The sequence below is a fragment of the Lutibacter sp. genome (assembly GCF_046055765.1).
Lineage (GTDB): Bacteria > Bacteroidota > Bacteroidia > Flavobacteriales > Flavobacteriaceae > Lutibacter.
The window spans coordinates 1-22,299 of record NZ_JASFZF010000095.1 but is presented as its reverse complement, the minus strand read 5'-3'; the positions used below and the strand labels follow the sequence as shown (position 1 = coordinate 22,299).

At 28.6% G+C, this 22,299-nt stretch carries 21 protein-coding genes, 1 tRNA gene and 1 pseudogene; 10 read left to right on the top strand and 13 right to left on the bottom strand.

From position 1 onward, the window contains the following. Nucleotides 1-501: pseudogene (locus tag QM495_RS09305) on the bottom strand (2,3-bisphosphoglycerate-independent phosphoglycerate mutase); the annotation flags it as partial. Between the two features lie 277 nt (nucleotides 502-778). On the opposite strand from QM495_RS09305, the gene QM495_RS09300 reads away from it, so the two are divergent. Together QM495_RS09300 and QM495_RS09295 are read left to right on the top strand one after the other, a co-directional pair. Continuing rightward, nucleotides 779-2,524 (top strand): aromatic amino acid hydroxylase, encoded by a 1,746-nt coding sequence (locus QM495_RS09300; RefSeq protein WP_408671832.1) that lies wholly within the window; start codon nucleotides 779-781, stop codon nucleotides 2,522-2,524. A gap of 71 nt (nucleotides 2,525-2,595) precedes the next feature. Then, nucleotides 2,596-2,907 (top strand): rhodanese-like domain-containing protein, encoded by a 312-nt coding sequence (locus QM495_RS09295; RefSeq protein ID WP_408671831.1) that lies wholly within the window; start codon nucleotides 2,596-2,598, stop codon nucleotides 2,905-2,907. A 51-nt stretch (nucleotides 2,908-2,958) separates the two neighbouring features. On the opposite strand, the gene QM495_RS09290 is transcribed toward QM495_RS09295, so the two are convergent. The 5 genes from QM495_RS09290 to alaS form a co-directional block, all read right to left on the bottom strand. Continuing rightward, nucleotides 2,959-3,609 (bottom strand): response regulator, encoded by a 651-nt coding sequence (locus QM495_RS09290; RefSeq protein WP_408671830.1) that lies wholly within the window; start codon nucleotides 3,607-3,609, stop codon nucleotides 2,959-2,961. 52 nt (nucleotides 3,610-3,661) lie between these two features. Continuing rightward, on the bottom strand, nucleotides 3,662-5,482 hold the full coding sequence (locus QM495_RS09285) for a histidine kinase (RefSeq protein WP_408671829.1): 1,821 nt from the start codon (nucleotides 5,480-5,482) through the stop codon (nucleotides 3,662-3,664). Nucleotides 5,483-5,827: 345 nt separating this feature from the next. After that, a complete protein-coding gene (locus QM495_RS09280) occupies nucleotides 5,828-6,871 on the bottom strand; it encodes a hypothetical protein (protein WP_408671828.1) in 1,044 nt (347 codons plus the stop codon). 78 nt (nucleotides 6,872-6,949) lie between these two features. Next, entirely contained in the window at nucleotides 6,950-7,894 is a 945-nt protein-coding gene (locus QM495_RS09275) for a GSCFA domain-containing protein (RefSeq protein ID WP_408671827.1), read from the bottom strand. A gap of 2 nt (nucleotides 7,895-7,896) precedes the next feature. Further along, nucleotides 7,897-10,509, bottom strand: coding sequence for an alanine--tRNA ligase (alaS, locus tag QM495_RS09270; protein WP_408671826.1), 2,613 nt, complete (start codon nucleotides 10,507-10,509; stop codon nucleotides 7,897-7,899). Nucleotides 10,510-10,641: 132 nt separating this feature from the next. On the opposite strand from alaS, the gene QM495_RS09265 reads away from it, so the two are divergent. The 6 genes from QM495_RS09265 (at nucleotide 10,642) to QM495_RS09240 (ending at nucleotide 14,436) form a co-directional block, all read left to right on the top strand. Continuing rightward, nucleotides 10,642-11,613: a M23 family metallopeptidase gene (locus QM495_RS09265; protein ID WP_408671825.1), complete on the top strand. Its 972-nt coding sequence runs from the start codon at nucleotides 10,642-10,644 to the stop codon at nucleotides 11,611-11,613. Nucleotides 11,614-11,618: 5 nt separating this feature from the next. Beyond that, nucleotides 11,619-11,951 carry a MerR family transcriptional regulator gene (locus QM495_RS09260; RefSeq protein WP_408671824.1) on the top strand — a complete coding sequence of 111 codons (333 nt, stop codon included), beginning with the start codon at nucleotides 11,619-11,621 and terminating at the stop codon, nucleotides 11,949-11,951. Nucleotides 11,952-12,030: 79 nt separating this feature from the next. After that, nucleotides 12,031-12,624 carry a LemA family protein gene (locus QM495_RS09255; protein ID WP_408671823.1) on the top strand — a complete coding sequence of 198 codons (594 nt, stop codon included), beginning with the start codon at nucleotides 12,031-12,033 and terminating at the stop codon, nucleotides 12,622-12,624. An 8-nt stretch (nucleotides 12,625-12,632) separates the two neighbouring features. After that, nucleotides 12,633-13,070, top strand: coding sequence for a TPM domain-containing protein (locus QM495_RS09250; protein ID WP_408671822.1), 438 nt, complete (start codon nucleotides 12,633-12,635; stop codon nucleotides 13,068-13,070). Then, on the top strand, nucleotides 13,051-13,854 hold the full coding sequence (locus QM495_RS09245; protein ID WP_408671821.1) for a TPM domain-containing protein: 804 nt from the start codon (nucleotides 13,051-13,053) through the stop codon (nucleotides 13,852-13,854). The genes QM495_RS09250 and QM495_RS09245 overlap by 20 nt, the downstream gene beginning before the upstream one ends. A gap of 54 nt (nucleotides 13,855-13,908) precedes the next feature. Continuing rightward, nucleotides 13,909-14,436 (top strand): hypothetical protein, encoded by a 528-nt coding sequence (locus tag QM495_RS09240; RefSeq protein ID WP_408671820.1) that lies wholly within the window; start codon nucleotides 13,909-13,911, stop codon nucleotides 14,434-14,436. Between the two features lie 53 nt (nucleotides 14,437-14,489). On the opposite strand, the gene QM495_RS09235 is transcribed toward QM495_RS09240, so the two are convergent. The 6 genes from QM495_RS09235 to der all read right to left on the bottom strand — a co-directional run bounded on the left by QM495_RS09235 (nucleotide 14,490) and on the right by der (nucleotide 20,327). After that, the gene (locus QM495_RS09235) at nucleotides 14,490-14,879 is read right to left on the bottom strand and encodes a NifB/NifX family molybdenum-iron cluster-binding protein (protein WP_408671819.1); all 390 of its coding nucleotides are present in this window, start codon (nucleotides 14,877-14,879) and stop codon (nucleotides 14,490-14,492) included. After that, nucleotides 14,876-15,187: a hypothetical protein gene (locus QM495_RS09230; protein ID WP_408671818.1), complete on the bottom strand. Its 312-nt coding sequence runs from the start codon at nucleotides 15,185-15,187 to the stop codon at nucleotides 14,876-14,878. The genes QM495_RS09235 and QM495_RS09230 overlap by 4 nt, the downstream gene beginning before the upstream one ends. A gap of 10 nt (nucleotides 15,188-15,197) precedes the next feature. Continuing rightward, nucleotides 15,198-16,271, bottom strand: a complete 1,074-nt coding sequence (gene cydB / locus QM495_RS09225; protein ID WP_408671817.1) for a cytochrome d ubiquinol oxidase subunit II — start codon at nucleotides 16,269-16,271, stop codon at nucleotides 15,198-15,200. Nucleotides 16,272-16,274: 3 nt separating this feature from the next. Beyond that, nucleotides 16,275-17,606: a cytochrome ubiquinol oxidase subunit I gene (locus QM495_RS09220; protein WP_408671816.1), complete on the bottom strand. Its 1,332-nt coding sequence runs from the start codon at nucleotides 17,604-17,606 to the stop codon at nucleotides 16,275-16,277. 26 nt (nucleotides 17,607-17,632) lie between these two features. Continuing rightward, entirely contained in the window at nucleotides 17,633-18,799 is a 1,167-nt protein-coding gene (locus tag QM495_RS09215; protein WP_408671815.1) for an NAD(P)/FAD-dependent oxidoreductase, read from the bottom strand. Nucleotides 18,800-19,025: 226 nt separating this feature from the next. After that, entirely contained in the window at nucleotides 19,026-20,327 is a 1,302-nt protein-coding gene (gene der / locus QM495_RS09210; protein WP_408671814.1) for a ribosome biogenesis GTPase Der, read from the bottom strand. A gap of 120 nt (nucleotides 20,328-20,447) precedes the next feature. Between der and QM495_RS09205 the strand changes: the two genes are divergently transcribed. Further along, entirely contained in the window at nucleotides 20,448-20,951 is a 504-nt protein-coding gene (locus QM495_RS09205) for a GTP-binding protein (RefSeq protein WP_408671813.1), read from the top strand. A 13-nt stretch (nucleotides 20,952-20,964) separates the two neighbouring features. Here QM495_RS09205 and era read toward each other — a convergent pair whose 3' ends face one another. After that, entirely contained in the window at nucleotides 20,965-21,846 is an 882-nt protein-coding gene (gene era / locus QM495_RS09200) for a GTPase Era (protein ID WP_408671812.1), read from the bottom strand. Between the two features lie 97 nt (nucleotides 21,847-21,943). On the opposite strand from era, the gene QM495_RS09195 reads away from it, so the two are divergent. After that, nucleotides 21,944-22,016 (top strand) — tRNA-Met (locus tag QM495_RS09195). Nucleotides 22,017-22,299 lie beyond the last annotated feature (283 nt).

Below are 22,299 nucleotides of genomic sequence, written 5' to 3'. Positions count from 1 at the left end.
TTGAATAGCATTGATAAAGTATTTTCCTGACTTTGGATCACAATCTCTTCCATCTGTAAATGCATGTAAGTAAATATTTTCTACATTTTTTTCAGAAGCAACGTTTAATAACCCTTTTAAATGATTGATGTGTGAGTGAATTCCACCATCAGAAACCAACCCTAATAAATGAATATTCTTGTTATTTTTTTTAGCATAAGAAAATGCATCTAATAGAACTTTTTCTTTCCCTAAGGTTTTATTTTTAACAGCCATATTGATACGAACCAAGTTTTGGTAAACAATTCTTCCAGCACCTAAATTCATGTGGCCAACTTCACTGTTTCCCATTTGACCTATAGGTAAGCCAACATGTTCACCATCAGTTCGTAAACTTGCGTTTGCATATTTGTGATATAAGTTATCTATATAAGAAGTATTTGCATTGAAAACTGCAGAAACTTTTGGGTCTTGCGTAATTCCCCAACCATCTAAAATCATTAAAATCACTTTCTTATTCATTCTAAGTTGTATTTATTTTAGATGCCAAATATACGAAGTATTCAACTTAAGAGCTTTATAAAGAGGTCTTAAATTGTTGTGAAAATTACTAAAACGATTGCGGAAACAACTACGAATTACTTATTTGATGCTATGTGCTGTATTTTTTAATTATCTTTTCAAGAACTGGGGGAGCGCTTATTTTTTTAATTATAATATTGTAAATATAAAAAGTTAAATTTTTGTGTTATTTTCACTAAATTTTAAAAGTGTAAATTCAGTTCATAATATTATATAAATGAAGAAAACAATAAAATTTAATAGTGTTACAAAACGTTTGCCAAAGCACCTACATCAATTTATTGTTAAGCAGCCTTATAAAGAATACACTGCACAAAATCAGGCAGTTTGGCGATATGTAATGCGAATGAATATTGATTATTTAAGTAAAGTTGCACACAAATCATATATAAAAGGTATAGAAAAAACGGGTATTTCTAAAGATTATATCCCGAAAATGGAAGGTATGAACCGTATTTTAAAAGATATTGGTTGGGCTGCAGTTTCAGTTGATGGTTTTATTCCACCCAACGCTTTTATGGAATTTCAAGCTTATAATGTGTTAGTAATTGCTTCAGATATTAGAACTTTAGAGCATATTGAATACACACCTGCACCTGATATTATTCATGAAGCAGCAGGTCATGCGCCAATAATTGCAAATCCAGAATATGCAGAATATTTAAGAAGGTTTGGGGAAATTGGATGTAAAGCAATTTCTTCAGCAAAAGATTTTGAAATGTATGAAGCAATTCGATTGCTTTCTATTTTAAAAGAGAACCCAAACTCTTCAGTAGATGAAATTAGAAATGTCCAATTAGAAGTGGAAAATTTGCAACATAATATGGGGGAACTTTCTGAAATGGCTCAGATACGAAATTTACATTGGTGGACTGTTGAATATGGTCTTATAGGAACATTAGAACAACCAAAAATTTATGGTGCTGGGTTATTATCTTCTATTGGGGAAAGCAAGTGGTGTTTAACCGATAAAGTAAAAAAAATGCCCTATACTATTAATGCTGCAACTCAAAATTTTGATATTACAAAACAACAACCACAACTATTTGTAACGCCTAATTTTGCACATTTAAGTTTTGTTTTAGAAGAATTTGCCAATAAAATGGCTATTAGAAAAGGAGGTTTAAGAGGGGTTCAAAAATTAATTAATTCTAAAAATTTAGGAACGATAGAATTAAGTACAGGAATACAAATTTCAGGAATTTTTTCAAATGTTATTACTGATGAAAATGACAAACCGGTTTATATTCAAACAGTAGGAAAAACAGCTTTAGCAACTAGAAATAAAGAATTAGTTGGGCACGGAATTGAGTATCATTCAGAAGGTTTTGGAAGTCCAATAGGAAAACTAAAAGGCATTAATTTAGCGATTGAAGATATGTCTCCCAAAGATTTAGAAGTGTATGGTATTTATGAAGGTAAAAAAACAACGTTGCTTTTTGAAGGAGATATTAAAGTTGAAGGTGAAGTAATTACAGGGAAAAGAGATTTACAAGGTAAAATTGTATTGATTTCTTTTAAGAATTGTACTGTAACTAATAACAATACGATATTGTTTCAGCCAGAATGGGGAATTTATGATATGGCAGTTGGAAAAGATATAATTTCAGCCTTTGCAGGGGCAGCTTCCGTAAAATCATTTAAAAAATTAGGTAAAATTTCTAAAAATAAAACTCATAAAATAAAGTACTCTAAAGAAGAAATTCAACTTCATAAATTGTATAATAATGTTGCTAAATTAAGAGAAAGTAACAATGTAGAAATAATTAAATTAACTTCAATTCTAACAAAATTAAAAGAATCTTACCCAAACGATTGGCTTTTACCACTTGAAATGTATGAATTGGTTTATAGTACAAATTCACCATTTGAAGCTGAGTTATTAGGTTACTTGGGTATTTTAAAACAACTTAAAAAGTATCATTTTTTGATTGAAAACGGCTTGAAACTATTAACTAAATAGAAATAGTAATTAGTGTTACTTTTTTTTTGAATTAAAAAGCTATATTTGCGCCAAAATTAAAATATAAAAAGATGAGTTTTTTTGGTTTATTTGGAGGTGGAAATGATAGTGGATCTATTGAAGAGTATATAAAAGATGGAGCTATTGTTATAGATGTTAGAACATCGCAAGAGTTTAGCGGAGGACACGTAAATGGTTCTAAAAACATAGTTTTAAATTCTATTCCAATGAATGTTGAAGAAATTAAAGCACTCAATAAAAAAATTATTGCTGTTTGTAGAAGTGGAGCCAGAAGTGGGCAAGCTACATCGTTTTTAAGTAAACATGGAGTTGATGTTATTAATGGTGGTCCTTGGCAAAATGTCGCAAAGTTTGTAAACTAAAGGGTTCATAAATTAACAAAAAAAAGGAGAAGCAATGCTTCTCCTTTTTTTTTATATTAGTTTGTGTTTTTTTGCTTTGGTAATAGCTTCTACTTTATTATGTACCTGCAATTTTTTATAAATATTTTCAATATGTTTTCTAACCGTTGAAGGAGAAATTATTAAATTTTTAGCAATTTTATTATAATTTAAACCTTTACTAAGGTGTTCCAAAATATCAATTTCTCGATTTGTTAATTTAAGCTCTTTAATATTTTTTTTCTTTTCAATATTCGTTGGATTTCGTAAAAGGTTTAGTGTTTTAAGTGCAATACTTGGTGTCATAGGTGCTCCACCATTTACAACTTCTAAAATACATTTATGTAAATTTTCAGCGTCTATTTCTTTTAATAAATAGCCATTTGCCCCAGCTTTTATAGCGTTGAATATATTTTCATCATCATCAAAAACAGTAAGCATAATAATTTTTATATGAGGATATTTGTTTTTAATTAACTCTGTGGCTGTTACACCATCCATTTCAGGCATTTGAATATCCATTAAAATAACATCAATATTATGATTAGCTTCTAGTTTCCCAATTAGTTCAGCACCATTTGCACCTTTAAATTTGAAATTAAAATTATTAAAAAAGGCTAATTTCTCTATTATTGCTTTGGCTAAAAAGCTATTATCTTCGGCGATGGCTATTTTAAGGTTCATACTATATTTTTTAGTTTAGATAGATAAATTTAAAAATTATTACAAGGTAAACCTATACGTCATTTGACTTATTTTTTAAGCATTTAATTTGAATATTTGTACCTTTATTAATTTCAGAATTTATAGATAACACACCATTAATTTCTTGAATCCTTTTTTGCATATTTTCTAAACCGTTTCCAAGTTTTACGGTATTTATATCAAAACCATTTCCGTTATCTGTACTATTAAAAAGTAGTTCATTTTTAGTCTCAGAAAAAGCAATTGAAATTTCAGTAGCTTTAGCATATTTTAAACTATTATTTATAGACTCTTGTAAAACTCTAAATATATTCATTCCTTTCATTGAAGAAAACACAACTGAACTTTTCACAGTTGAACTAAATTTAAAATGAATAGTTGGGGCAACTATCTTTGCTTTTTCAATAAATGTTAAAACACGACTTTGTAAATCTTCAAAGTTAATTTCATTTTTGTTCATAGCCCAAATAGTATCTCTAAGTTGAGAAATGGTTGAATTTGTAAATTCGTTTATTTCAGAAAGTTTAGTTTTTAGGTTTTTATTAGATTTTTTTGTGATAAATTTTAAATTATCTATTGATGAGATTATAAATGTAAGTTGAGATCCAATATTATCATGTAAATCTCTGGAAATTCGTAATCGTTGATTTTGTAATTTGTTATAAATTTGCGCTTCTTTAAGAAGTAATTTATTTTTAAATTCTCTTTTTTTATGTTGTTGCCTTTTATATAAACCAAAAGAAATTACAACTAGCAATAATAGTAGAGAACTTAACATGATAGATATTAAATTTTTACTTTTAATTTCGAGTTTGTTTTTTAATAATTGTTCTTTTTGTTGTGCTATTTCTTTTTCTTTTTTTTCGGTTTCAAATTCTATTTGAAGTTCAGCAACTGTAGTATTTGTTTGAGTATTTATGGTGCTATCTTTTAAACTTTGAAATATACTATTGTAGGTAAATGCATTTTTATAGTCCTCTTGTTTAAGGTAAGATTTTGTTAAATAATTAGCGCAATATTTTTGTAAGGATAAAAAGTTGTTTTTAATAGATAAATCGAATCCTTTTTTATAATTTTCAAGAGCTAACGTATAATTTTCTTTTGAGAAATAAAGGTCGCCATAATATACATAGTTATCTGTAATTCCATAAATATCTGAACGTTTTACACGAATAACATGAGCGCTATCAATATATTGTTTAGCTTTTTTGTAGTTTTTCAAATTAATATTTACCGTAGCTAAATGAACATAACTATAAGGAATTCCAATACTATCATTATTTAATTTTTTTAGTTGTAATGATTTATTATGGTAATAAATAGCACTGTCATAATTTTTAATCATTCTTTGTAAAATTCCATAATTATCTAGTGTTGCATCTGGGGTTTTAAGATTGTTAATTTTATTAATAATTTTTAACCCTTTACGCATATAAAATAGCGCACTTTTAAGATCTTCTCTTTTTATTGAAAATCCTAATTCACCGTAGGCATAACCAGCTTCTTCAAGTTTTCCAATTTCTTCATAAATTCGGATGGCATTTAAATTGTAGATTATTTTTTTTTCACGTTTATCCTGATAATTATAAATTTGTGCTAAAAGTATATTTGCTTCAGCTAATGAAATGCTATCGTTTAATTCTATAGCAATTTTAATAGCTTTTTGCGCAAGAGATTTAGAAGAAGAAATATTCCCCATAAATTTATCGTATGGAATTTCTAATAGCTGTTTTAATTTTTCTTTTTTTTGGAGGCCTTCAATTTTTTTCTGAATGCTATCAACAAAAAAACTATTTTGAGAAATAGTTATATTAAAAATTAAAATGAATATAAAAAGTAGTTTTATTTTCATTGAAAAATTTGATTTTTAGCAATTTAAAAAAAAATAACCAATTCAATAAATTAACATTGAATTGGTTAGAAAATTATTTCATTAGTGTAGGCTTTTGAAATAGTCTTATATCGAGAGTTCGACATAAGGAAAATAATACAAATTGTTGAATTAGTGCGTTTTATAGTTGTTTTGTCATTCCTGCGAAGGCAGGAATCCATATAAATAGGATGCGTTTAGATTCCTGCCTTCGCAGGAATGACACCCGTTTTTACTATAGAATTTATAAATGACTAATAATTAGAAGTCTTTATGTTTAACTCAGGTTTATAATTAAATGATTTTTAAATAATAATTAAACTTGGTTTATTTAATATTTACTAAAAATGGGTCTAATGATTTATTAAGATAAGCTAGACCAGCCTGAAACACACCATTCTTATATTTTTCTGAATCACAAGAAACGGCTTGCATTTTCTTTAAAACTTGATCGTTTACATTAAATACTCTTAAAGCTCCAACACTAGTTCCCCATAAATCTTGTGAAGCACTTTTTATTGCTTTGTATTTTTTACTTTCAAAAACACCATTAATTAAAATTTTCTTTTTAGGTACTATAATTAAGGATGCTTGGTTTTTCAATCCTTCTTTATAAGCAAATAAGCTTGAAGAATTTAAAATAAGAACTTTACCCCACGCCCCTTTTTTAGTGACAGAAGTCGATTTTGTAATGCTAAGCTCTGTTTTTGCAACTATTTTAGCTACACCTCCAAAGGTTTTTGTTAATGCTTTACTACCTTGAGATTCGGCATCTTTAATAAAAGGTATGACAATATTAACCCTTGCTACAACTGTACCTCCTAAATCTTTAGATGTTCCCATTCCATTATCAAAAATACTTTTCTTTTTAATTTTACCTTTTGAATTCATTTTCCTAACTAAGAATAACACATCTGTTGGTGCAGTAGAAACATACCCTGGAAATTGTGCTTTACTTGGAGCTCCTCCCTTAACGAGTTTCCAATCTTTAAATCTGTCTATTTTTGAAGCTTCATCTGCTGTAATAATTTGAAACCCTTTTGCTTTTAATTTTGAAATATACTCAGCATACAGTTTATCTGTTATTTCTTGTAAGTCTGTTTCACTTACACCTTGTACACCTAACACTAATTGAGCTTTTGCTTTACCTCTATGACCTCCACCAATTTCTCTTCCTCCTTTTGCTATTTCTACTTGGTCGTATAGCATTTGATAATTTACAAAGAAGTCTTGAATGAAGATTTTTTTTGGAGCATCTGCAAATTTTTTCATTGCAAAACCCGACTCTTTTTTAATTTCTACTTTCCCTATTTGTTGTGCGTATGTATTTGCTATAAATAGCAAAGAAATAAATAACATTATTTTTTTCATTTTAATTAATTTATGAATTAGTTACTTCAAAAATCTAATAAATTGAAAGAGAAATCAATACGGCATTTGACGTATATTTTAAAAAGTAATGTTGTAAATATTTTTTAAAGAAGTAATTTTTTTATCTAAATCCTTTAAAAATTGTTGATGTTGTTCAGAAGTTGGATTAAAAGGTTTGTGAGCTAATCCTTTTTGAATAGTATCAACTTCCTTCATCATAGAAGTTGATTTTTCATGTATCCAAACTTGTTGAAATTGTTCCCAAATATAATTGATGGCTGTTTCGTTTGGATGAACCATATCGCTATTGTAAAAGCGATAATCTCGTAAATCATCTAGCATTATTTCATAAGAAGGAAAGTAAAATAACTGATTTCTACGATTTGTTATTTGATGAATTGCAGCTAATAAATGAGCTTTACTTTGTGAATTTTCAACAAATCCATCTTTTAAATGACGAACAGGACTTACTGTAAAAATGATATTAATTGTTGGATTTACACTTTTTATTAATGCAATAATATTCTCTAAACTAGCAATTATTTTTTTGATAGAAAGTAACTCTTTTAAAAACTTTTTTTGTGGAACTTTATGGCAATTACCAACAATAGTATCTGTTTCAATAAATCGATAGACCCAAGCTGAACCTAAAGTTATTATAATATGAGTTGTATTCTCAATTTGTTTATTTGTTACTGTAATAGCAGTGTTTAAATTAGTTAATAATTCATTCTTTTCAGCACTGCTTAAATCGGAATGTGCATCAAAACAATGCCAACGTTCATTTAAATTAAAAATATCTTTTTCGGTATATTTTTTTTTATTAATGGCATTGGTAATTAAGTTTTCAATAGCAATTGGATTGAACAAAATACCAAATGAATTACTAAAAGCATGAAACTTAAAGTAGTTTAATTTAGTATATATATTTCCTGAAAAACATGAACCAATTAACAATAATTTTGAAGCATAATCTATTTGATTACGTTCTTGCTGTAATTGTATATTAGTTCTGAAATTCAATATTATGAGATATAATTTTTTCCTTTTTCTAAAGCTTGTTCAATTCCTTCAGGGTTTCTACCACCAGCAGTAGCAAAAAATGCTTGTCCGCCGCCGCCGCCGTGAATTAATTTTCCAAGTTCACGAACTACTTTACTGGCATTTAATTGTTTTTCCTCTACCAAATTTTTAGCAATATAACAGGTTAAAAAAGCTTTTCCTTCTGATTCTGAACCAACTAATAAAAATAAATTATCTATTTGATTCCCTAAATCAAAGGCTAAATCTTTGATGCTATTTTGATTTAAATCTATTTTTTTGGCTAAAAAGTTAACGCCATTAATAGCTTCAACATCATTAATTAAATTGCCTTTTAAACTTTTTGTTTTATCTTTTAATAAACCCTCAATTTGTTTTTTTAATGAAGTATTTTCCTCTTGTAAATCAACAATTGCTTTTTTAGGATTTTTAGAGTTTTTCAGCAAGGTTTTTATTTCTGAATATACGCTATTGTTTTCAAAATAAAACTCTTTGGCTGCATCATTAGTAATAGCTTCAATACGTCTAATTCCTGCAGCAATTGCACTTTCTGAAGTTATTTTAAAATGCCAAATATCACTTGTGTTTTGCACATGAATTCCTCCACATAATTCTATTGAGTTTCCAAACTGAATTGTTCGAACAGTATCTCCATATTTTTCACCAAATAAAGCCATTGCACCTTTTTTTAGTGCAGTTTCCATAGGAATGTTCCTAAATTCTTGTAAAGGCAATTTATTGTTGATTCGTGCATTTACAAAATCTTCAACTGCTCGAAGCTCATCTACAGTAAGTTTTGCATAATGAGAAAAATCGAAACGTAAATTTTTAGAATGCACAAATGAACCTTTTTGTTCTACATGGGTTCCTAAAACTTCACGTAAAGCTTGTTGTAATAAGTGTGTTGCAGAATGATTACAAGCGGTTCTAAAGCGCTGTGTTTCATCTACAACAACTTTAAATTTTTGCGTAGGATCTTTAGGTAAACTTTTAGCAAAATGAATAATTAAATTATTTTCTTTTTTGGTATCAACAATATAAATAATATTTCCATTCGTAACTTCAAGATATCCTTTATCACCAACTTGCCCACCACCTTCAGCATAAAATGGTGTCATATTAAAAACTAACTGATATATATCACCCTCTTTTTTTGATGATACTTTTCTGTAACGTGTAATTTTAATAGTGGCTTCAAGCGTGTCGTAGCCAATAAATTCCTCTTCATCGTCATCATATAAAATAACCCAATCATCTGTTTCAACAACAGCAGCAGCTCTAGATCTATTTTTTTGTTTTTCTAATTCAGAATTGAAATCAACTTCATTAAGTGTCATTCCTTTTTCAGAAAGAATTAAAGCTGTTAAATCTATTGGGAATCCATAAGTATCAAATAATTCGAATGCTTTTTTACCTGAAACTTCTTTTCCTTGTGTGTTATTAATAATTCCATCTAATAAAACCAGCCCTTGATCTAAAGTTCGTAAAAAAGATATTTCTTCTTCTTTAATAACGTTTGTAATTAATTGATGTTGAGCTTTTAATTCTGGGAAATAGTCTCCCATTTGTTTGGTTAAGGTTAGAACTAATTTGTAGATAAAAGGTTCTTTAATAGTTAAAAAAGTAAAACCGTAACGTATAGCTCTTCTTAAAATTCGTCTAATTACATAGCCAGCACCAGTATTTGAAGGTAATTGTCCATCTGCAATAGCAAAAGCAACCGCTCTAACGTGATCAGAAATTACGCGAATGGCAATATCAATTTCTTCATTTTTACCATAATTGTTATTTGTAATTGCTTCAACTTCCCTAATTAAAGGAGTAAATACATCAGTATCGTAATTAGATTGTTTGTTTTGTAAAACCATACATAAACGTTCAAACCCCATTCCTGTATCAACGTGTTGCTGGGGTAGTTTTTCTAAGGAACCATTAGCTTTACGGTTAAATTCCATAAATACTAAATTCCAAATTTCCACTACTTGTGGATGATCCATATTTACCAAACTTTTTCCAGAAATTTTGGCTTTTTCTTCATCAGATCTAATATCAACATGAATTTCAGAACAAGGTCCACAAGGTCCTTGAGTACCCATTTCCCAAAAGTTATCTTTTTTATTTCCGTTAATAATACGATCTTCACTAATATGTTCTTTCCAATAATCGTAAGCTTCTTGGTCATAACTTAAACCATCTTCTTTTGCACCTTCAAAAACAGTCACATATAAACAATTTTTGTCAATTTTTAAAACATCAACAAGTAATTCCCAAGCCCATGAAATTGCTTCTTTTTTAAAGTAATCACCAAAACTCCAGTTTCCTAACATTTCAAACATGGTATGGTGGTAAGTATCTTTTCCTACTTCTTCTAAATCGTTATGTTTTCCTGAAACACGTAAGCACTTTTGCGTATCAGCAATTCGTTTGTCTATAATATTTTTTTGACCTAAAAAATACTCTTTAAAAGGCACCATACCGGCATTGGCAAACATAAGTGTTGGATCATTCTTTAGTACAATTGGTGAAGAAGGAACTATAGCGTGTTTTTTTGATTCAAAGAAGTTTAAAAATTCTTTACGGACTTGTTGTGATTTCATTTGTTAATTATATACTAAATACAGTGTGCTTTACAGCTTTTGTAAAACATTTTGTAAATTTGTTAATTATGCGTCACAATATTAATAAATATTGTGGCGTTTTATGATGCAAAAATAACATAATTTATATTTATGGCGAAGGTAAAATATTATTACGATTCTGATACATTATCATATCAAAAGATACGCGTAAAAAAAAGAGATAAATTTAAAAGGTTTATGCTAACAATTGTTGCAGCTATTATATTTATGTTTTTGGGATTTGTAATTTTTTCTCCTGTTTTTGAATCTCCTAAAGAAAAGGAAATTAAAAGAGAATTAGAGTTTGTTAAATTAAATGAAGAATTACATAGTAAAAAAATTGTTCAGCTAGAAAAAATATTAGAAGAAATTCAAGATAGGGATAATAATATTTATCGATTATATTTTGAAGTAAATCCAATTCCTAAGGAACAAAGAAAAGCAGGCTTTGGAGGTGTAAATAGGTATAAAGCTTTAGAAGGTTTTGAAAATTCTGAAATGGTTACTGATGTAACAAAAAACATGGATATATTATCAAAACAATTATATGTACAATCGAAATCTTTAGATGAAATTGTAAAATTGGCTGAAAATAAAGAAAAATTATTAGCGGCAATACCAGCTATTCAACCAGTTAAAAAAGAAGATTTAACACGTATGGCTTCTGGTTATGGTTGGCGTTCAGACCCTTTTACCAAGGCAAGAAAAAAGCATTATGGCATGGATTTTTCAGCACCTACAGGAACGCCCGTTTATGCAACCGGTGATGGTATTGTAAAAAGAGCAGATCAACGTGCTTCAGGTTTTGGTAAACATATTGAAATAAACCACGGGTTTGGTTATATAACGCTTTATGCACATTTAAGTAAATACAATGTAAAAAAGGGGAAACACGTAAAACGAGGAGATTTAATTGGCTTTGTAGGTACTACAGGGCGCTCACTAGGTCCTCATTTACATTATGAAGTTCATAAAAACGGAAAAAAAATAAATCCAATTAATTTTTATTATGGAAATTTATCTCCTAAAGAATTTGAAGCAATGCAAAGAGCTGCTCAAATTGAAGGACAATCATTAGACTAAATTAAATGTATATAGATTTACCAGAAAAAAGATATTATAAAATAGGAGAAGTTGCTAAAGCTTTCGGTCTAAACACTTCACATATTCGTTTTTGGGAAAAAGAATTTGATATTTTAAAACCAAAAAAAAATAAAAAGGGGAATAGGTTATTCACACAGGAAGATCTTAAAAATTTAAAATTAATTTATTACTTAGTTAAGGAAAAAGGTTTTACTTTAGAGGGCGCTAAAAGCAAAATGAAAGAGAATCCTAAAAATGTGAAAAATAATCATGAAATTATCTCTCGTTTAGAAGTGATAAAACAAGAACTAATAAAAATTAAAAGTCAAATTGATTAAGAATTTGAGGATATTTTGTAACAAAACATATCCATTTACAACTAATAAATAGAACTATAAATAATTTAAAACGATACAAATGAAAAAGTGGTTAATACCTTTAATAATTGTAGCTGTAATTGTGTTTGCAATTTATAGAACAGCTGTTGGATTTTATAATACATCAGTTGAACTAGAAGAAAATGCAAAAACATCTTGGTCTAACGTTGAAAGTGCTTATCAAAGAAGAGCAGATTTAATTCCTAATTTAGTTTCTACGGTAAAAGGATATGCAGCACACGAAAAAGAAACTTTAGAAGGTGTAATAAAAGCTAGGGCAGCAGCTACACAGACAACTATTGACCCAACGAATATAACACCAGATAAAATGGCTGCTTTTCAAAAAGCACAAGATGGGTTAAGTGGAGCATTGTCAAGGTTATTAGTTACCGTTGAAAAATATCCAGATTTAAAAGCAAATCAAAACTTTTTAGAATTACAAAGTCAATTAGAAGGAACAGAAAATAGGATAAACGTAGAACGTAATCGTTTCAATAAAGTTGTAAACCTATTTAATAAACACATCAAAAAATTTCCAAATAATATTTTAAATAATTTTATTGGTAATTTTAATGAAATGGCTCGTTTTCAGGCTGCTAAAGGTAGTGATGTTGCTCCTAAAGTTGAATTTTAATTAAGAATATGTCAAAAATTGAAAATTTTTTAACTGCACCTCAAGAACAACAAATTATTGAAGCAATTAAAACTGCGGAAAAAAACACTTCAGGAGAAATAAGAGTTCATATTGAAAAAAGTACTGAAAAACCTCCAATGGAAAGAGCTTTGGAGGTTTTTCATCTTTTAAAGATGGAAACTACTAAATTAAGAAATGGAGTGTTGTTTTATATTGCTGTTGAAAGTAGAAAATTTGTTATTTTAGGTGATGAAGGTATTAATAATAAGGTTCCGGAAGATTTTTGGGAATCAGAAAAAGAATTGGTGCTTTCTCATTTTTCTAGTGGTGAATTCTCTAAAGGTATTGAATTAGCTATTATTAAAGTTGGAGAAAAATTAAAAAACTTTTTTCCTTATGAATCAAATGACACAAACGAATTATCAGATGAAATTTCAAAAGGGTAGCACAAAATTCTTATATATATTACTGTTTTTATTATTTATAACTGGAAATATATTTTCACAAAATATACCAAATAAACCAAGTTTTATTCCAGCTTTAATAGATAGTACTAACACTTTAAGTGCCAATGAAAAATCATCTTTAGAAACAAAGTTAATTCGTTATAGCGATTCTACTTCAACAGAGATGTTTTTACTAATTATGCCAACAACTTTTGGAGAAGATATTAATTTTTACACTACACAACTTGCTCACAAATGGGAAATTGGCCAAAAAGGGAAAGATAACGGAATTGTTATTTTATTGGCAAAAGATGATAGAAAAATTTCAATTCAAACTGGTTATGGAGTAGAGCATTTGTTAACAGATGCACTATCCAGAAGGATTATAGAAAATATTATTATTCCTGAATTTAAAAAAGGAGATTATTATACAGGTTTAGATAAAGGTATTGATGTTATAATTGAAGTTTTAAAAGGCGAATATAAAAATGATGCTCCAATTAAAAATAGTAAGATAGGTTTTTCAAACATTATATTTATTATTACCATAATTATATTTTTAATAATTGTTTTTTCGAAGAAAAATAGAGGAGGAGGTAGTAATAGAGGCAATAGGAATAATACAGCTGCTAATATTTTAACCGCAATTTTATTGAGTGGAGCAGGTAGAGGTTCTAGCGGTGGTTTTGGAAGTGGAGGTTTTGGAGGTGGTTCTAGTGGTGGTTTTGGTGGTTTCGGCGGAGGTGGAGGCTTCGGCGGAGGTGGCGCAAGCGGTGGCTGGTAAACTTTCTTTTTTAGTTAAATAATATTAAATTTTTACTTTCTAGGAATAGAAAATATGAACTCATACATTGAATTAGTAAAAGAATATCCAATTTATAGCGCTATGATTCAGTTTGCTATATTAGGAACTTTAGGTGATGTTTTCTCAAAATGGATGCAAAAAGGTGCAATATACGCACCTTATAAGATTTCAATTGTTTTATTAAAAATGCTAGAATGGGTAATAATTGCTGTTACAATTAAATATGCATTTGTAGGTTTTCAAGGATTTGTAGATAATTTGGTTTCTCATAATTTACTTCCTGAACTTGGATTGTTTGGTAGAGCTTTTACAGTTTCAGCAACTATGAATTTGCAATACGGGCTGTTTCTTGTAATTTTTCATCGATTTTTAGATAATTTAATTGCTAAACAAAATAACTGGAAAAATATTGATAAAGGAATATTTTCTCTTATTTGGTTTTGGATTCCTGCACACACAATTACTTTTATGTTAGATAAGCCTTATCAAATTGGTTTAGCAGCTATTTGGTCGGTTGTGTTAGGTTTTATTTTAGGATATTACAACCGGGAAAGTAAGTGATAGAATATATAAAAAAGCACTTAATTTTTTGAATACTTTTTCACAAGTATTTATTAATTTATACTTTTTAGGTAATCCTCTAAGATTTTAGAAATAGCATCAATTTTAACCAATTGATAATTTATGCTCCCGTTTTTTAAAGTTTTTCTCATATACTTTCCAACAGCCCTTACAAATAAAATATCAATGCCGTCTAATAAAACCAAAAGCTCATCATGATTCTGTTTACCATGTTCATGATTGTGTCCGTTATGGCTGTGGTTTTCATTTTCACCGTGGTGGTGACCTTCATTCTTGTCATGGTCGTCTTGGTTATGTGTATTTTTTTCGTATTTAACAGATTTAATTTCTCCACTATCAATTGTATATATAGCAAATTCAGCAGCTCTCCCTGTTCGTTTAGCTATTAAATTTCTATCGTTTGTTGGTATCGCTATTTTCATGATTCTTTTTTATCACTATTCATTATTTTTTTTAATTTTTTCGCCAATATTACTGCTGTAATTCCTCCAAATAAAGACACTATTATGTTAAGTGTAAATAATTTAAAATCAATATTACCTAATTTAATAATGGACATAGGATCAAATCCTAATCGACCAAAGGATTTGATAAAAAAAATACTTCCAAATACACCAGCAATTGTATTTCCTACAATACCAAAAGAATATTTTTTTAAAATAAATGCAGCTGAATTTGCTCCAATTATTCCAATCAAAATGCTAATTAATGAAATTAAAGTAGCGGTCATAACTTTTTAATTAATGTCCGTAATCCATAGTGTCTATTTTTCCTCCTAATAATCGTTTTTGTATCACAAAATATATTATAATTAATATAATACCCACAATTCCCCAATTAAAAGCAACAGATAAACCATATTCATTTGTTGCAGTATTAAATATAGTTAACGATTCATTTATTGAATTTGTTGAAGGTAGTATTACAGGAAATAAAGATGCTAAGGATGAAGTTATTCCACCAAGAATTACCATTGTTGAAAAGATAAAATTATATATATCTTTTTTTACTTTTTTCACAAAAAATAAACCAGTTAAACCAGAAAAATAAATAATTGGGAAAATAATTAAATAAGGCTTTTCAATAAAATTATTTAATGAATTTGGATTTATAATTTGCCAAATAATTAGTGAAAATATAGTTAGAACTAGTAAAATAATATTAAAATTAAAAATAATAGATTTAAGTTTGTTATTTATAGATGAATTTGTTTTTAAGATGATCCAAGTTGCACCATGTATTGCTAAAGTTACTACAGAAATTATTCCAATAACAATTGTAAACCAATCAATTACGCCGGGTGTTTCACTTAACGGACTAAAACTACTATCCCACAATGGTAAAAAAAAGTAATGTCCTTCATAAACAGATATACCATTTTCAACTCCGCCTAAATTTACACCTCTAACTATATTTCCTAAGGCAATACCAAAAAACAATGCTAATAATAAGCTTGAAATTCCAAATGCTTTGTCCCAAATTGTTTTCCACATTTGATAGTTAAATTGATTTCTAAACTCTAGTCCAATAGCTCTAAATATAATGAGCCATAACACTATAATTAGAGGAAGATAAAAGCCACTAAAAACTGAAGCGTAAAAAGTGGGGAAAGCCATAAAAAGCATTCCGCCACCTGCAACTAGCCAAACTTCATTTGAGTCCCAAAATAATCCTGCAGATTTTGCAATAACTTCTTTATCTTTTTCTTTTTTTGCAAAAAACAAATGAATAATACCTGTACCAAAATCATAACCATCTAACACAAAAAACATAGCTAAAACAGCTGCAATAATAATAAACCAAAATACTTCCATAATTTAATGTTTTAAATGTTTAGGGCCTTGATGAATAGTTTTTCCTACTAATACTAAAAATAATAAACCAAGCAACATATATAAGCCTACAAACCCTAATAATGTAAATAATGTGTTTCCAGATGAGACTGTTGGAGATATACCTTCACTTGTTTTTAATAAACCATATACTAAATATGGTTGTCGCCCTAATTCAGCAACATACCAGCCTGTGATATTGGCGATATAAGGGAAAGGTACTAAGAACATAATTATCCAAAGTAGTGGTTTAATTGAATACAATTTTCTTTTCCATAAAAAGAAAACCGCTATACCCATGATTGCAATAAAAATAGTTCCTAAACCAACCATAATATGATATGAATAATAGAGTGCAGGAATATTACCTGGTAATTCTTCTTTTTTAAATTGATCCATACCAGGAATTTGTTTATTCCAATCTTGGTACGTTAAAAAACTTAAAATATTAGGAACTGCAATTTTGTTGTCTAGTTTTTTTTCAACCATATTTGGTTGCCCAATTAGAACAATTTCAGCACCAGCTTCTTCAGTTTTAAAAATACCTTCCATTGCAGCAAAAGAAGCAGGTTGATATTTCGCTACATTTTTAGCATTCCAGTCACCTGTAGGGAATGCAAGAAGTAAACTTGAGATTAATCCGAAAATAATTCCTGTTTTTAAAAATAATTTTCCATGTTCTACACTTTTATTTCTTAAAATATAAAATGCACCAATACTTGCTACAACAAATGAAGAAGTTACAACTGAAGCTATTTGATTGTGTAAGAAAGCAGGAATTAACCAAGGATTACCAAATAATGCTGAAAAATTTTGAAGAACATATTTGCCATTTTCTAAAATTTCATAACCTACAGGATGCTGCATCCAGGCATTTGTTGCTAATATAAACCATCCACTTGCCCAAGAACCTAAAAAGACTAGAAAACCCGTTAAGAAATGTAATTTTTGTCCCATTAATTTTTCACCAAAAATAAATAGCACTAAAAATGAAGATTCCAAAAAGAAGGAAAACAAACCTTCCATAGCCAACGTTTGACCAATTATTCCTCCTGTTAATTCAGAGAATTTAGCCCAATTTGTACCAAATTGAAATTCCATTGGAATTCCAGTAACAACACCCATAGTAAAATTTACTGCAAATATTTTCATAAAAAATTTAGCAGCATCGTTATATTTTTCAATGTTTGTTCTTAAAAATTTCCATTTAAAAAAAACTATCAATAATGATAATCCCATTGTTAACTGAGGAAATATATAGTGAAATGTGATAGTAAATGCAAACTGCAATCTATCGTAGAAAATCATATCTTCCATACTTATTTTTTAAAATTATTTTAAAATTACATTCCTGGAATTCGGAACATGCGTTTCATTTTACTTTGTTTATAGTACCAACCCCATCCTTTTTTAAGCCAATGACCAACAATTGGCAAGGGAATCATAATTTCTTTTTTTGAGGTTCGCATTACAAAAGCGGCTCCATCTCCACTATCCATTACACAAATAATATGTAGTTTTTCCCAATAACTTTTCCGTTTTCCGGTTTGTTTTATGGTATGGTGGAAATTATAAGTACTCACATCAGCCATTACTTCAGCAATGTGACCTTGTTTTGCTGCCCACGGATGATTTATAATAGCTGCGGCATCTCCTATTGCATAGATATTATCTTCATTTTCTACTCTGCACAATTCATTAATTTTTAAAAAACCAGTTTCATTTTTGAGTAGGCTTGTGTTTTTAATTAAATCCATTCCATCTCCACCAGATATGAACAAGGTTAAATCGGAATTTAATTGTGTATTATTTGCAAAAACAATTGCATCTTTAGTAAATTCTTTAATTTTTATCCCGAAGTGAGTGTTTACATGATAACGCTCAAAAAAAGCACCCATACTTTTAAAGGCCCTATCTCCCATACGTTTTCCAGGCTCAGCCATTGGTGCAAAGAAGGTAAGTTTAAATTTTTCTCTTAATCCTTTTTTATTTAGAAAATTACTTATGTTAAATAATAATTCAAAAGCAGGACCTCCTCTAACTGTTGTAGAAGTTGGATCTTTTGGATTTCCACCAAAACCTACATTTATGGTTCCGCTACCTTTAGCAACTAATTTTTCTAACTTATCTTTGATGGTGTTAGCTTCCTGAGGTTTACCGCAAATAGAATGTGTAAATTCTAAGCCTTTTATATAAACTTTACTCATTCCAAGACCAATAAAAAGATAGTCGTATGAATGAATTGATTTATCAGTAATTATTTGCTGATTTTCATTGTCAATTTTTGTTATTTTTTCAATAATAAGATTAAATCCATGTTTTTTTTGTAGTTCATAGAGATTTAATTTTGTGTCTTCAAAACTAATTCCGCCAACTGGAATCCATATAGATATTGGATAGATGAACATATAATCTCTGTCGGAAATTAAAGTTACTTCATATCCATATTTTCTAAGTTTAATAGCTGCTTCAACTCCTGCAAAACCACCACCTAATACTAAAATTTTCATATAGTTATTTCTAGTTTAATGTTATTTTAATTTAGTCTAGATTAAAAATAAGTTCAAAATTACAATGTTAGGAAATTATACTATGTAAAAATAGGTACATAAAGATGTAATTTTAATTACATAAGATAATAAAAATAATGATAAGAGTAAATAATAATTCTCAAATCGTTTAAACTAAATGATTTATAGAAGTAATTTATTCAAAACAATTTGATTTGAAGAATACCTATTTTTTTCTGAAGTAAATAACTATTGGAACACCGTTGAAATTAAATAATTCACGTAGCTTGTTTTCAACAAAACGTTTATATGGATCTCTAATATATTGTGGTAAATTACAGAAAAACACAAACTGAGGTGTTGGTGTTGGGAGTTGCATACAATATTTTATTTTAACAAATTTCCCTTTATATGCTGGTGGAGAATGATGCTTAAGAATATCTAGCATTGTATCATTTAATTTGCTTGTAGCAATTCTATTTTTTCTATTTTCAAAAACTTCAACAGCAGTTTCAATAGCTTTAAAAATACGTTGTTTAGTTAAAGCACTTATAAATAGAATTGGCACATCAGTAAATGGTGCAATTTCTTTTCTAATTTTAGCTTCAAAGTCGCGCATGGTATTGGTTTCTTTTTCAATTAAATCCCACTTATTTACTAAAATAACAATACCTTTTTTATTTTTTTCGGCTAGCCAAAATATATTTTCGTCTTGTCCTTCAAAATTACGAGTTGCATCAATTACAACAATGGCAACATCGCAATATTCAATGGCTCTAACTGCTCTCATTACGGTGTAAAATTCTAAATCTTCTTTTACTTTAGATTTTTTTCGAATACCAGCAGTGTCTACTAAATTAAAATCAAACCCAAAACGATTGTATTTAGTATCAATTGAATCACGAGTTGTACCAGCAATATCTGTTACAACAAATCTATCTTCACCAATTAGCGCATTTATAAAAGAAGATTTCCCTGCATTTGGACGACCAACTACTGCAAAACGAGGAAGAAGATTTTCTTCTATAACTTCATCTTTTAATTTTTTTGCTAAATCATCTAATAACTCACCTGTTCCACTTCCATTAATTGATGAAATTGTATAATAATCACCTAAGCCAAGATTGTAGAATTCAACAGCATCAGCGTCACGCATGGCGTTATCAACTTTATTAACTGCCATAAAAATTGGTTTTTTTACTTTACGTAAAATATTTGCAACTTCAGTGTCCATTGGTGTAATACCATCTTCAACATTAACAACAAACACAATTATATCTGCTTCATCAATAGCTAATTGTACTTGTTTTCTAATTTCACTTTCAAAAACATCTTCAGAGCCAATAGCGTAACCACCGGTATCAATTAAAGAAAATTCTTTACCATTCCAATCACTTTTTCCATAATTTCTGTCACGCGTAACACCACTTACTGAATCAACAATTGCTTCTCTTCGTTGAATTAAACGATTAAACAACGTAGATTTTCCAACATTTGGCCTTCCTACAATAGCTACAATATTACTCATTGGGTTTTTTTTAATTTTTTGCGAAATTACATAATTTTAATTTGAAAAGAAACCGATTACAACTTCTAAAAAAGATATTTAATAAAAAACAGTATATTTCAAATCTAAAAAAATTAAAAAATGAGTGAGTATAGGAATAGCAATATACATTTACGCCCTAGATTTAAAATGAATTTTGATGATGATCAATTAAATTTAATTAAAAAATTTAAGGATAACTTAGAAGATGGTAACTGTAAATATTGTAGTAAAATAGTTGACGGACATATTGTAATTGATGTTCCTATTAATGAAAATCATTTTTGGTCTCCACAATTAAATATTGAAATTGAAAAGGTGAAAGAAAAAACAACAATTGTTAAAGGGTTGTTTGGTCCAAAACCACAAGTTTGGACTTTATTTATGTTTTTTCATTTTGCTGTGGCTGTCTTTTTTATTGGGTTTTCTGTGATGGCTTATGTGCAAAGGACTTTAAAAAGTGATAATTTCTTTGCATTAAGTATGGTGTTTGCTTTACCAATTGTATGGATTGTGATGTATTTTTTAGGTAGAATTGGAAAAAAAAGAGGGCATAAACAGATGGATGAACTTTATGTGTTTATGATGAAAACATTATATAAATAATAAATTTAATAGACTAATCGTTATATCCAAAACGCCTTAATTGTCGTTTGTCATTCCTCCAGTTTTTATTTACTTTAACGTATAATTCTAGATGTATTTTTTTATCAAAAAATTTCTGTAAATCTTTGCGTGCTTCAACGCCTACACGTTTTAAAGCAGCTCCTTTATGACCAATAATAATTCCTTTTTGAGTTTCGCGTTCTACCATAATTATAGAACGAATTTTAATAATTTTTTCACTCTCAAAAAACTCTTCAGTTTCTATTTCAACTGCATACGGAATTTCTTTTTTGTAATGCATTAATATTTTTTCTCGAATAGCTTCATTCACAAAAAATCGTTCAGGCTTATCTGTTAATTGATCTTTTGGATAAAAAGCTGGTGATTCTGGTAATATTTCTAATATTCTATTAAAAACACCTTCAACATTAAAGTTTTCTAAAGCTGAAATTAACATCACTTCAGCATTAGGAACTTTTTCTTGCCAGTATTGTAATTTTTCTTCAACTTCTTCTTGAGAAGATTTGTCAATTTTATTAATTAATAGAAGAACTGGAATTTTAGAATTTTGAATTTTATTAAAAAATTGTTCATCTTTCAATTCTTTTTCACCAATTTCAACCATATAAATAAGTACATCGGCATCTTCAAACGCAGATTTTACAAAATCCATCATTGATGCTTGTAATTCATAAGCTGGTTTTATAATTCCAGGGGTATCAGAAAATAAAATTTGAAAATCATCACCATTCACAATTCCTAAAATACGATGACGAGTAGTTTGAGCTTTTGAGGTGATAATTGATAATCGCTCCCCTACAAATGCATTCATTAATGTTGATTTTCCAACGTTTGGATTACCAATAATATTTACAAAACCTGCTTTATGCTTCATTTTCAATGTTTAAGGCGGCAAAGGTACTCTTTAATATTTTTAATTTTTAAAAAGTTGTTGGTTTTTTAAAAAAACGTTGTATCTTTGCCATCCAAATCGCGGGATAGAGCAGTAGGTAGCTCGTCGGGCTCATAACCCGAAGGTCGCTGGTTCGAGTCCAGTTCCCGCTACTAAAAAAACCTTTAACTAATTTAGTTAAAGGTTTTTTCTTTATATAATAAGTTGTTATTTTTTTGAATAACGAGCAGTTGAACAATATGGAGTTACCTATTTAAAATAAAAATTTCAGCTATTTTATTGTTTTAACCTGTAGTTTTTATTCTTGTGTGTTAATACAGCAAGTAAACGCTCAATTTTTTAGAACTTCTACCTTTATTGGATAATAGGAGGAGGTAAATTAAAAAGTGCTTTTATTAAAATTATAATCTTATAATTGAAATATTAATTAAAAAT